The sequence below is a fragment of the Candidatus Villigracilis sp. genome, from assembly GCF_057083605.1.
The window spans coordinates 1-12,463 of sequence record NZ_JBXMTI010000103.1; the positions used below are offsets into that span (position 1 = coordinate 1).

Here is a 12,463-nt window from a genome sequence, read left to right on the forward strand (position 1 = left end):
AGCCTGAACAACACGCCCTTTGGCGGATGTCACTTCAAGCGCGAGGCGGCCATCATCAAGCAGGAGTTTGTCACCTGCCTGCACCGAGTCAAAGAGTTCACGAAAATCCACGGGCAGGAGTTGGTTATCCGTCTTCGGCGGCTTATCCTGCGTGGCATATAAAGAGACTTGTTCCCCGCTGGAAAGTTGAAGCGGGGCGGCTAATTTCCCAACGCGGATCTTTGGCCCCTGTAAGTCCTGCAAAATTCCAACGGGCAGGCGAAGTTTCTGGGAGACGGCACGGATTGTGGCTACACGTTGTGCATGCTGTTCATGTGTACCATGTGAAAAATTCAAGCGGGCAACGTTCATCCCTGCCTTGATTAGAGATTCAAGCGCCTGTTCAGAATCAGAGGCGGGCCCAATAGTTGCAACGATCTTTGCTCTACGCATTATTTTATACTTCCTTTAAAGTTATTAACTCATCTTACGCAGTGTCACCCTGAGCGACAGCGAAGGGTCTCTACTCCTGAAATGGGAGATTCTTCACTACCGCTCAGAATAACACGCTTAATCATCTTCATAATATGTAATAACCGAAGCGGTGTCAAGCCAGAGAGTTTATCATCAAGTTAACAATAAAAAAGCCGCGGAGTTACGCTTTGCGTGCGCGCTCCACGGCTTTTCAATTCGCTGATTAATTATGTGTAGTGTAACTCTTTTGCCTGTCTCTGCAATTCTTCCTGGAATTGCGGATGTGCGATCTTGATCAGAGCCATCGCGCGTTGACGGATAGTCCTGCCATATAAGTCTGCTACACCATATTCTGTCACCACAAAACGGACGTGGTTACGACTGGTCACCACACCAGCACCATGCTTCAGCATACAGACGATCTTGCTGAGTTGAGTACCATCTCTCAAGGTGGCTGTGCTTGGCAGCGCAATGATCGGCACGCCGCCTTTGGAACGGGATGCACCGTAGATAAAGTCAAGTTGGCCGCCAACACCGCTATAAAGTTTTGGCCCAATGCTGTCGGCGCAGACCTGTCCTGTAAGGTCTACTTCAATGGCAGAGTTAACCGCCACCATGCGGTCATTTTGCGCGATGACGAACGGATCATTTACATATTCTGTTGGGTGCATTTCGACCATCGGGTTGTCATTCACCCAGTCATATAGCTTATTTGTACCGAGGATAAACCCCGCCACGATCTTCCCGGGGTGGAGTGTCTTGCGCGCATTCGTTAACACGCCCGCATTTACCAGGTCAATGACACCGTCAGAGAATAACTCGGTATGAATACCCAAATCTCTTTTGTCGGAGAGGAATTTCAAAACCGCGTCAGGGATCGAGCCAATACCCAGCTGCATGGTTGCACCATCGGGGATCAATGCAGCGATGTGCCCCGCAATCTGTTCAACGATATCTGAATCACCTTCCGCCGCCATTCTGTGTTCAGGAATCGGGTAATTGACAGGCACAATATGTGTCAGGCGGCTGACGTGAATAAAGGAATCGCCCAGGGTACGCGGCATTTGATCATTCACCTCAGCAATGATCACCTTGGCCGATTCAGCCGCAGACTTTGTCAGACCGACCTCAACCCCAAGGCTGCAAAACCCGTGCTCATCTGGGGTGGAAACGTGAATGACGGCAACATCAATAGGCAGAATTCCGCGCTTGAACAATAGAGGAAATTCGGAAAGCAACACAGGTGTAAAATCTGCGCGGCCTTCGTGCACAGCCTGGCGGATATTGGCACTGATAAACATGGAATTCACACGCAAGTGGCCTTCCATCTCTGGGGCCACGTAATCGGCGGAGCCAACCGTCAGCGCCTGGCAAATTTCCACGTCCTGAAGGTTGGGAGCATGCTTTACCAGCGCAGCCAAAAGCTTCTGAGGGACGGACACATTTCCCGTAAGAAAGAGGCGGTTTCCAGATTGGATCACCTTGACTGCCTCCTCGGCAGTCGTCACTCGTGATTGATAAACACTTTTCGCAGTCATCTTATTGCTCCTGCGCGCTCAACCGTACAAGGTGAAGAAGTTTTCCGTCATAGGTGTTCACAGCCGCTTCAATGGATGGGTTCTCCCTCATGGCCTGTTCGATGCCTTTATTTGCAATATCAAAAATATATGGGATGGCGGCGTTCAGGAATACATGGCTGGCAGTGCGAGCCACTACTCCGGGGATATTCGGCACACAATAATGCACGACACCCTCTTCCACAAAGGTGGGGAACTCATGTGTGGTTGGACGCGAGGTCTCCACACAACCGCCCTGATCGATACTGACATCCAGGATCACGGAACGAGGTTTCATACCGCGCACCATTTCGCGCGTTACCACAATCGGCGCACGCTCCCCGCTCACCAAAACTGAGCCAATCACCACGTCTGCATAAGCCGTAGCGCGCTCGATATTGCGTTTGGTGGAAATCATCGTCACAACACGTGGAAATTTCTCTATGATCTTTTCAAGAACGCTCATGTTCTTGTCGATCACGGTCACATGCGCACCAGCGCCGATCATGGATTGTGCCGCTGAAAAACCCACAGTGCCGCCGCCGATGATGACAACCTCCGCAGGTGGCACACCGGGCAGGCCGCTCAGCAGAATTCCCTTGCCACCCCAATTATTTTGCAACAGGCGTGCCACGATCTGGGCCGTCATCGCGCCACACATCAAGCTGAACGGGCGCAAAACAGAAAGCGAGCCATTCGCATCCACGATCTGTTCATAAGCCAGTGCAGTTACTTTCTTCTCAAGCAGCAGGTCGATTTGATCCTGTGAACTCGAAGCAAGATGCAAAAAACCCGCTAGCGTGGATTCATTCTTCAACCATTCCATTTCCTGTTTGATGGGACGTGCGATCTTCAGTAAAAGGTCAGCACGACCAAAGACTTCTTCTGCGGAATATGCGACACGTGCCCCGGCACGTTCGTATTCCTGGTCGCTGAATCCTGCACCCACACCAGCTTCATGCTCGACGAAAACCTGATGCCCGCTCTGAGAGAGAATCTCCACCCCGGCAGGAGAGAGACCCACGCGGTATTCAAAGGGTCTGCTTTCTTTTGGAATTCCAATATACATACTGCCTCCATATTTAGACCCTAAAGGTTTTTGAAAACCTTTAGGGTCTAATCAATTACTTCATGTTGAGCACTTCCCTTATGGATGGAAGCGCCCAATCAATCGTTTCTTTATCGATCACCAGCGGAGGCGCAAAGCGGATAACGTTATCGTGCGTCTCCTTTGCCAGAATACCTTTCGTTTGCAAAGCCTCACAAAAACGACGTGCGCCTTTCGCTTCAGGCTTGAGTTCCACACCGATCAGCAAGCCTTTGCCGCGCACCTCTTTCACATGTGGGCTGGTGATCTCAGCCAACTGCTCAACAAAATATTCACCAAGCTGTTGTGCACGTTCCGTCAGTTTTTCCTCGCGGATCACGCGTAATGAAGCTCGTGCCACTGCCGCCGCCAGCGGATTCCCGCCAAAGGTGGAACCATGTTCGCCTGCGGTAAACAGGCCAAGAAGAAGCTTATCCGCGAGTACCGCAGAGACGGGATAAAAGCCGCCAGATAAAGCCTTGCCCACGATCACAACGTCAGGGCGGACATCTTCATGATCTGAGGCGAACAGCTTCCCAGTTCGCGCGAGACCCGTTTGAATTTCATCCGCGACCAAAAGCACATTATTCTTCTTGCAAATTTCCGCAACCTTCTTCAAATATCCAGCGGGAGGAATGATCACGCCCGCCTCACCTTGAATGGGTTCGAGCATCACCGCCGCTGTGTTGGGGTTGATCGCCTTTTCGATTGCATCGGCGTCACCATATTTCACAACTACAAAACCAGGTGTGAAGGGGCCAAAATCATCGCGATATAAAGGCTCAGTGGAAAATGAAATAATAGTAACCGTACGCCCGTGGAAGTTATTCCCCGCCACAATGATCTCTGCCTGATGGCGCGGAACTTTCTTCACCTGATACGCCCATTTGCGTGCCAGCTTGACTGCGGTTTCTACAGCCTCTGCGCCCGAATTCATCGGCAGTGACATTTCGTACCCCGTCATCTCGGAGAGTTCTTTATAAAGCAGCGGCAATTGATTATTGCGGAATGCACGCGAAGTGAGCGTGACGTTCTTTGCCTGATCCAGCAAAGCCTTCAAAATTTCAGGGTGGACATGCCCCTGATTTACTGCGGAATAAGCAGAAAGGCAATCGAGATATTTTTTTCCATCCACATCGTAAACCCAAACCCCTTCGGCTCTTTCGATCACCACATCCAAAGGATGGTAATTATGCGCGCCGTACTGTTCTTCCATGTTGATAAAGTCTTGTGTATTCATTAAGTTCACCTTTTCAAAATTTCTCCGTCCTGAGCGGAGCGGGCGAGTGCAAGCCGGGCCCGTGCAGTCGAAGGATGGGTTCAACGCAGCCAGCGTTTCGGCTGCGTTCCCCTATCGGGTCGCTCCGCTCAACGCGAAGATAGCTTTACGCCACACCAAACAAACGCGCAATGATAGCTTTCTGCGCATGGAGACGGTTATGAGCCTGCTGGAAGATGACCGAGTGCTCACCGTCCGCCACATCATCGGTCAATTCATGGTTGCGATGTGCAGGCAGGCAGTGCATCACGATCACATCCTTATCCGCTTCACTGACCAGTTGTGCATTGACCTGATAAGGCGGGAAGATTTGCTCACGTTTTGCAGTTTCCTCTTCCTGCCCCATGCTTGTCCATGTATCGGTGTAGATCACATGCGCCCCTTTAACCGCTTCATGTACATCACGCACGAAGGTTAATTTGCTTCCAGTTTTCTTCGCAATATCCTGGGCAATTTCAACCGCTTTGGGGTTCACATCATAGCCTTCGGGAGTTCCAACGGTTACATTCCAACCTAATAAAGCCGAAACATGCATCAAAGAAACAGTCACGTTATTCCCATCGCCCACATAACTTACATTCAGGCCCCTGGCTTTACTGCCAAACTTTTCAATAATGGTCAGCGCATCTGCCATGCCCTGGCAGGGATGGTTGTAATCGCTCAAGCCGTTCACAACAGGAATATCTGACCATCTCGCCAGTTCAAACACATGCGCATGATCGAACACACGCGCCATCAGGGCCTGCACATATCCCGACAGAACTCGTGCCACATCCGCAATCGATTCGCGCTTGCCTAACCCAATCTCACTTGGTGAGAGATACAGCGCGTCGCCTCCACAGTGTCGCATCGCCATATCGAATGAAACGCGGGTGCGCAGGCTCGGCTTCTGGAAGATCATCCCCAGCACTTTCCCCTTGAAAATCGGTTTATTGCCTTTCGAGAAATATTCCTTCTTTAATTTCGCTGCAACATCGAGCAGGTCTTGAATTTCATCCGATGAGTAATCGGAGATCGAGAGAAAGTCCTTCATATTATCTCCTTGAGTTGAAAGTATATCTTTATTGCTTCATTTTGCCATGTCTCATGCATCACGCATTCTGCATGACAAATTACGCACTCCGAAATTTTTTCCAGTATCTCATCAAGCCGTCCGCGCTCATGCCGATGGGATTCGCCAATGTATACGCCTTAACCACATCCTCACTTAAACCCTGCGCTCGGCTTTGCTCATTCATCCATGTTTCAAATTTTTCGCGCAATTCTTCCACCGCTGGGCTGGTTTGCATTATCTGCTCCAGCCATTTTTCAGTGGCGATCAAATTCTTTTCCAATTCATTCAACTGCCACTCAGGATCGTCATAGATTCCAAAATGGGTCGGCGCGATGCGGCTAAATTTTTCCTTTCGCAATCGCGAAATGGATTCAAGCCATCGCCCGAAATGCAATTCGGGCGGGGGCATGGGTGCGCGCAAATATCGAAAGCCCGGGATCCTCACCCCTCCCACATCACCGCTGAAACAGATATCTTCAAATAGATAGGAATAATGATGCTCGGCATGGCCAGGCGTATTGATCGCCACAAACTTCAAATTGCCGATGACGATCTCTTCCGCATCTTGCGGGACTTTGAGCTGATTCTGTTCAACAGGCAGAAATTCACCCCAAAGTTGATCCATCCTATCCCCATAAATACGCGTGGCACTGGCGATGAGTTTTTCGGGGTTCAACATATGCGGCGCACCATTCGGGTGGATGTAAATCTCTGCACCCTGCCGTGAAAGCCACCCTGCCGCGCCTGCGTGGTCAAGGTGAATGTGCGTGAGCAGCACGTGGGTGACGTCACGGGGAGATAAATTTTCTTTTGCCAGGCCAGCTTCCAGCGCGGGAAGAGTCGAACCTGGTCCGCTTTCGATCAAGACTGCGGCATCGTTATTTCGAATTAAATAAGACGCTATGGCCTGCGTCTTATTTTGAAAATTCAGGTCTATTGTGATAATACGGGGGCTTGCCATGAACGCATATCCTGTGATTTGAAAGTTGATGGAATTTCTGAGAGTGCCTGTGAAAGATCGGCATCGCACGAGATCAAGCTGACGGGTACGCGCCGCTCACGCAGCGAATTGATAAGCGTGTCAGTGCCGTGAGGGCCGCCAAATGTTTCGGTATTGAGCAGCACAACCACCGGGCGCAGGTAACGCATTTGCAGATCATCGACCGCATGTAGGATATCGGGCCGAACCGTTGGGGTAACAAGAATCACGCTTGAACCTTGTGGCAGTTGCGAGGCTTGCGCTGAGACAAGCTCCGCAATTGAGAGGGCGCCGTTCGCTTCAACGAAGGCCAACGTTTCCAGAATTTTGGCTTCCTGTCTTTCGCTTCTCTCAGCCGGATGAACTGTAAAAGTTTGCCCCGCGCTCACATAACCCACAGTGCGATGCTGGCCGATAAAGTAATGGGCAAGCGAAGCGGTAATGCTGACGCAGTATTCAAGTGTGGAAGGCGGCAATTTGAATTTTGGGCGCTTCACGAACATCATGGTATCCAGCGGAAGTTCTTCCTGCTGGTAGGGCTTCGCAAAGTGGATCGCTTTTTGAGAATCAAGATATAACCAAATTTCAGCCTGTGGGTCTTGCTCGAATTCTTTCACCATCAATTGATTGCGGCGCGCGCTGGTAGGCCAATGAATACGTTTCATGGCATCACCATGTACATACTCCCGTACTCCAGCCGCATGAGGTGTAACATCGTATGATTTTCGGCGGATCACCCGGCCGCCAGGCAATAACCCGGGTGGGTACGAAAACGACCGTATATCATGGATTACCGGGAAAACAACAAGTGTTTCCCGTGCCTCCATTACTTTACTTGCATTGAATAATCCAAATGGATCACCTGTTGAAATTCGAGTAGGGCCGAGTTGAAAACCGCCGCGGCGAGTCAGCCATGTTCGCGCCAGATAACTTCGTCGCTGACGCCCCAGCACAAACGTGAAAAGACGCGAGCCAGCCGCAAAAGGCAAGGTAGACTGATTCAGCACCTCGATCCACGCTGCCGGTATTCGGCTGCCATTGGACACTTCGTAGCTCTCTTCAAATACATCACCCACATTGGCACGCAGTACACGCGAACTTCTTTGCATACTTAATCCCCTCGCTGACCAGCGCGTCCATATCCAGCTAACAAGTGCCAGCAACACACTAATATATAGAAAACGTGAATAGAGCGGAGCACCGTTGACCAACACCCCAAAAAGGCCAATACCAAATAATAAGGCGAGCAGAATTCGCCCAGCTCTCATTTTGATTTCTTCCGCTCAATATCAGATGAATAGGCTCCGCCCGGCACCGGTGTGGCAAGAATGATCTCCTGCATGATGCGGTCTGAGCTTAAGTCACGCATACGTGCTGAGGGACTTACGATCATACGATGCGCCAAAACCGATACGGCCAATTCTTTAATATCATCTGGTAACACATGGTTACGCCCCCTCAGTGCTGCATGTGCCTGGCCAGCGCGAGCCAGAGAGAGGCTGCCGCGCGGACTTGCCCCGAGATATACATCCGCGCTTTGACGTGTTCGAGTGGTTAACTCGACAATATATTTCTTAATCGCTGGCGAAATATAAATACGCTTCACTTCGTCAATTGCCTGTTGGATCTCCTTCAACTTTACTACCGCTTTCAGTGTCTCTAGCGGATGCCGCAATTGCTGGTCATCCATCACACGAATTTCATCGGCCATACTCGGATAACCCAATCGCAGGCGAAGAAGAAAACGATCTAGTTGCGCCTCTGGAAGAGGAAAAGTTCCTTCATATTCAATTGGGTTTTGAGTGGCCATCACCATAAAAGGTTTTGGCAACGGATGCGTCACGCCATCCACCGTCACTTGCCGCTCCTCCATGGCCTCCAGCAAGGCAGCTTGAGTTTTAGGCGTGGCACGATTGATCTCATCCGCAAGGATGATCTGCCCGATCACCGGACCCGGGCGAAATTCAAATTTATTCTTCTGTTGGTTATAAATGGATACACCTGTCACGTCGCTGGGAAGCATATCAGGAGTAAACTGGATGCGGTTGAAAACGCAATCCAATGACCGTGCCAGGCTGCGCGCCATAATCGTTTTTCCAACCCCCGGCACATCCTCAATCAACACATGCCCCTGACACAGCAACCCGATCACGATCAACTCAACAGATTGCCTCTTGCCCACAATCACTTTCTCCAAATTACCGGTCACTTTTTCACTGAAAGCCTGAATGTCTGTCATGCACGAAGTCCTTGGAATTAAGATGGTTTTGATTTTAAGGGTTAATGTTGGTGCGGGCAAGCCTTGAGGGCCAGTCCTAAAGTATATCCCCATCCCCCTCTTTGGAAGGGTGGACTCCTTGACGGATTCATATTCGGATGGAATAATCGAACCAACGCCTCAGTAGCTCAATGGATAGAGCGCCTGACTTCGGATCAGGAGGTTGTGGGTTCGACCCCTGCCTGAGGCGCCTTTTTTGTTTAATATGGATGAAATACCGCTCACCATCCTCCGCCTCCTGCTTGCCCACCTCGAACACATCTCCGCTGATTCCTATTGGGCGCACCGTGCCAGCGGAGTAAGAGGCTGACTGCTGAGGATGCTGGAAAAAACAGCGGAAGTTCTAGTGTAAGAAAGCTTTCAGCAATGGGAATAGAATCTTATCACATCACTTGGTTGCGGCTACAGCTAAAAAAGATTTTGGATTTAATAAGACAGATGCCCGGTCGGGCATCTGTCTTATTAAACACTTTTATGTATTTTTTTCAAGTTTCGTTTATGGGATGGAATTCAACCAAGCACGGATACCTAGCTACGCAATTAGCGAATCTACAGTACGGCTATTTTTGCACCAGGACGAAGGTGCCTATGAAATTAACCGTGGCTTCAAAATACAAACCATCGTCGCTCTTATGCCCACCCCTTTTTACTAATCTGCCATTGTCTAAATTGAGACCATCCGTTAATTCCACCCACCTAAAACCATCCCAATAAAGGATCGCCAAATCTTCACTTCTCAATACTTCAGGAACCAAGAAAAATACCTTCATGAATGGAGTAACTTGGTCCGTTACCTCACCCGACGTTAAGATTTGTCCATCGTGCGCAATCGACAAATTAAAGCTTGAAACAAATTTTTGACTGCTGGCTAATGGGCGGGGCAAGGCTTCCACTGGAATTCCAAATAAATTGGCAGAATCGACAATTGGGCAGGGTATATATGCACCATCGCCATTCAGAAGCACCAAATAAGTACCACTATAAGAATCGCAATCCAGCGTGATAGTTTGCCCACCTACTCCTTCTACAGTTTTGATCGGCGGGTTTTCAAAAGTTGCCAAGTAGACGCCGCTATTTCCAGTATTGCTACCACTATCTTCATCATCACCATCATCGGAATTGACGGGATAGGAGAAGCAATCATTTGAATTAAGAATTAATTGTGCAGTATCCACCTGCAGATCGTTGAAATCTCCGCCAAAATCCACGCCATTCAGGGTGAGCACACCGGATATGTATGCCTTCATCTCATAAGCAGCATTGCCCGCCAATTTTCCACAGGTTACGGTTGCATCAACATCAGTTTCCAGATACATTCCATTAAGGCCATTACCAGAGGCATCAGCATAATTAATATTAATCTCTCCACTAGAATCCGCCAGAAGACCGTTGGAATAATTGTTATTGAAAACATTTATTCCTGTGAGGGTAAGGCTGCTCAACGAATATAATTCCGCTCCATTTCCCTGGCCACCCGCAACACCGTTTTCGCTGGCAGTCAGGTTTTCAACAGTGATGCTGTCGCCGGCCTCCACATACAGGCCCGAGTCGTAATTCCCGTTGAAAATATTGACTCCAGACATGTCCACACTGCCCAGGGAGTACAACTCCGCACCATAACCGTAGATGCCACCGGCACCGTTGGCATTCGCAGTCACATTTTCGCTCGCAATATTCCCGACGATCTCCGCATAAAGCCCGGTTTCATCATTACCGGTAAATACGTTTGTGCCCGTAAGCGAAAGGCCACCGGACGAATAGATCAAGACACCACTCACTCCATTGCTGTTCGCTGTTATATTTTCAGCAACCACATCGTCGTATATCACTAAGTAGAGGCCCGAGTTGAGGTTCTCACCAAAAACATTTATTCCGGTGAGGGTAAGGCTGCTCAACGAATATAATTCCGCTCCATTTCCCTGGCCACCCGCAACACCATTTTGGCTCGCTGTCAGGTTTTCAGCGGTGACATCGTTGCTGGCTTCCACATACAGGCCCGAGTCATAATTCCCGTTGAAAACATTGACTCCAGACAAGTTCACGCTGCCGAGGGAGTACAACTCCGCACCATAACCGTAGCTGCTGCCGGCACCATTGGCACTCGCAGTCACATTTTCGCTCGCAATACTCCCGACGATCTCCGCGTAAAGCCCGGTTTCGTTGTTATCGGTAAATACATTTGTGCCCGTAAGCGAGAGACCACCGGATGAATAAATCAGAGCCCCACTCACCCCATTACTGTTCGCGGTAATATTTTGGCCATCAATTTGACCATCGGCTTCTAGATATAAACCAGTCTCATAATTATTCATAAAGACATTGTTAGTGCCGCTAAGTGTAATGCTGCCCAGCGAGTACAATTCCGCCCCACCGCCAAAGATTCCTCCGGCACCGTTGTTGCTTGCACCTACATTTTCAGCATCAATATCCCCATTCGCATCCACGTACAAACCCGTCTCTTTATTATCATCAAAGGCACTATCCCCAATTATGGAAATGCTGCCGGCCGATGAAATCAACTCCGCTCCGGCGCCGTCATTACCATTTGAAGAAACGTCATCGAGAACAATATCACCTGATGTCGAAACAGTTAAGCCGGTCGAGTTGGCATTCGCAATGTTGATCTGGCTAATCGTGACCGCGTTGCCCCAATTCTCAATGGAGAGAGGAACTGAAAAAATTGAAGTTCCAGTGATATTCCCCGCAACACTACCATCCCACCCCCCCTGTAAAGTCAACGCATATGTACTCCAAGTTGCGAATGTAGTACCGTCGATGGATATATCGAAAAGTGAATTATCAACACCCGCCATTATCCAAATTGTTCCATTTTCGGCGGGTTCGGGAATTACTGCGCTATCAATATCATCAATTAAGGAATATAGATCTGGATAAGAGTCGGTGCAGCCATTTGCAAGGGGATCCGGCGCAACGCTTTCGGGACACCATATTGGGTCTCCAATTAGAAATGTATTGGCCGCATCCTGAGTAGCTAGCGGTTCGGGTACATCATCCACCACGACTACGACCGAAGTATTCTCCGGAAATTGATCCATTAGGTCGGGTAAATTGGCGGGCACTTCCGTCGCCATCAAATCTTCTGAAGAAGTCGAGGGTAAAACATCTGATACGACAGGTTCTACGGTCACAGACACAACAGGTTCATCTGTGGGCGGAGGGGGCGTATTATCATCAGCTATGGCTGTTGCAGTCATCACCATGGACAAGATAAGTGAAGCGCTGGTTGCGGTTATTAATAACTTAAGTTGTTTACGATCTTTCATGACTGACTCCAAACAAAAAAGAAACCGAAGACTCACAAATTTGTGCGAAATAAACAATTATGCAATCCTGTGGTTGGAAAGGTCGAATTGCATCTAATCATATTATAGGCGCAATTGAACCTCCGCAGCTTAAAAAATGATGTTTTTGTAATGGGTTTGGAGGGTGAGGCATTCGAATACCCCGCCGGTCCCGCCCGTTGATTCTTTTTTGCCATTAAATTCGCATCCAGATGGTCCTTTACCCATGTCAAAAATCTAGGCTGTTGAAGCCTGGTGATCTATTGCTGCCAATTCGCGGTTCAGATAATTCACAATCAGGCATGAAAAATAGACGCCCATATATTTTGAAACCAACCAGCCACCTATGGCAAAGGCTTTAGGCGTGACGTTTTTAAGTATTTCCTCGTTCGACAGCCATTTAGCAAGCGAGGCCAATGCACAATAAAAAAACAATAGGCGCGGAGGGGTACTTCGTTTTCCAAAATATCCACCC

The 12,463-nt window shown here is 49.2% G+C and carries 10 protein-coding genes and 1 tRNA gene; 1 reads left to right on the plus strand and 10 read right to left on the minus strand.

The features are described 5' to 3' along the window. From AC14M5_RS15030 to AC14M5_RS15065, 8 genes are all read right to left on the minus strand, one after another. Positions 1-432: pyruvate kinase (locus AC14M5_RS15030; protein ID WP_484030500.1), on the minus strand; the 432-nt coding region annotated here is incomplete at its 3' end. Between the two features lie 248 nt (positions 433-680). Further along, the gene (locus AC14M5_RS15035) at positions 681-1,991 is read right to left on the minus strand and encodes an acetyl-CoA hydrolase/transferase family protein (RefSeq protein WP_484030501.1); all 1,311 of its coding nucleotides are present in this window, start codon (positions 1,989-1,991) and stop codon (positions 681-683) included. A gap of 1 nt (position 1,992) precedes the next feature. Continuing rightward, entirely contained in the window at positions 1,993-3,078 is a 1,086-nt protein-coding gene (locus AC14M5_RS15040) for an alanine dehydrogenase (protein WP_484030502.1), read from the minus strand. 55 nt (positions 3,079-3,133) lie between these two features. Beyond that, complete coding sequence (rocD, locus tag AC14M5_RS15045) at positions 3,134-4,336, minus strand: ornithine--oxo-acid transaminase (protein ID WP_484030503.1); 1,203 nt, start codon at positions 4,334-4,336, stop codon at positions 3,134-3,136. A 145-nt stretch (positions 4,337-4,481) separates the two neighbouring features. After that, complete coding sequence (gene argF / locus AC14M5_RS15050) at positions 4,482-5,408, minus strand: ornithine carbamoyltransferase (RefSeq protein ID WP_484030504.1); 927 nt, start codon at positions 5,406-5,408, stop codon at positions 4,482-4,484. A gap of 79 nt (positions 5,409-5,487) precedes the next feature. Next, complete coding sequence (locus AC14M5_RS15055) at positions 5,488-6,390, minus strand: MBL fold metallo-hydrolase (protein ID WP_484030505.1); 903 nt, start codon at positions 6,388-6,390, stop codon at positions 5,488-5,490. Continuing rightward, positions 6,363-7,676 carry a DUF58 domain-containing protein gene (locus AC14M5_RS15060; RefSeq protein WP_484030506.1) on the minus strand — a complete coding sequence of 438 codons (1,314 nt, stop codon included), beginning with the start codon at positions 7,674-7,676 and terminating at the stop codon, positions 6,363-6,365. The genes AC14M5_RS15055 and AC14M5_RS15060 overlap by 28 nt, the downstream gene beginning before the upstream one ends. Then, entirely contained in the window at positions 7,673-8,647 is a 975-nt protein-coding gene (locus AC14M5_RS15065) for an AAA family ATPase (RefSeq protein ID WP_484030507.1), read from the minus strand. Before AC14M5_RS15065 ends, AC14M5_RS15060 begins: the two co-directional genes overlap by 4 nt. Before the next feature lie 156 nt (positions 8,648-8,803). Here AC14M5_RS15065 and AC14M5_RS15070 point away from each other — a divergent pair. Next, positions 8,804-8,876: transfer RNA gene (locus AC14M5_RS15070), tRNA-Arg, on the plus strand. A 370-nt stretch (positions 8,877-9,246) separates the two neighbouring features. Here AC14M5_RS15070 and AC14M5_RS15075 read toward each other — a convergent pair. Both AC14M5_RS15075 and AC14M5_RS15080 read right to left on the minus strand, forming a co-directional pair. Next, entirely contained in the window at positions 9,247-11,970 is a 2,724-nt protein-coding gene (locus AC14M5_RS15075) for a right-handed parallel beta-helix repeat-containing protein (RefSeq protein WP_484030508.1), read from the minus strand. A 255-nt stretch (positions 11,971-12,225) separates the two neighbouring features. Next, positions 12,226-12,463, minus strand: a 238-nt coding sequence (locus AC14M5_RS15080; RefSeq protein ID WP_484030509.1) for a hypothetical protein, incomplete at its 5' end; no start/stop codon positions are given.

Excerpts from the sequence above, each read along its gene's own strand:
- AC14M5_RS15075 (WP_484030508.1), bottom strand. The coding sequence starts at position 11,970 with ATGAAAGATCGTAAACAACTTAAGTTATTAATAACCGCAACCAGCGCT.
- rocD (WP_484030503.1), bottom strand. The coding sequence starts at position 4,336 with ATGAATACACAAGACTTTATCAACATGGAAGAACAGTACGGCGCGCAT.
- AC14M5_RS15065 (WP_484030507.1), bottom strand. The coding sequence starts at position 8,647 with ATGACAGACATTCAGGCTTTCAGTGAAAAAGTGACCGGTAATTTGGAG.
- AC14M5_RS15060 (WP_484030506.1), bottom strand. The coding sequence starts at position 7,676 with ATGAGAGCTGGGCGAATTCTGCTCGCCTTATTATTTGGTATTGGCCTT.
- AC14M5_RS15055 (WP_484030505.1), bottom strand. The coding sequence starts at position 6,390 with ATGGCAAGCCCCCGTATTATCACAATAGACCTGAATTTTCAAAATAAG.
- argF (WP_484030504.1), bottom strand. The coding sequence starts at position 5,408 with ATGAAGGACTTTCTCTCGATCTCCGATTACTCATCGGATGAAATTCAA.
- AC14M5_RS15040 (WP_484030502.1), bottom strand. The coding sequence starts at position 3,078 with ATGTATATTGGAATTCCAAAAGAAAGCAGACCCTTTGAATACCGCGTG.
- AC14M5_RS15035 (WP_484030501.1), bottom strand. The coding sequence starts at position 1,991 with ATGACTGCGAAAAGTGTTTATCAATCACGAGTGACGACTGCCGAGGAG.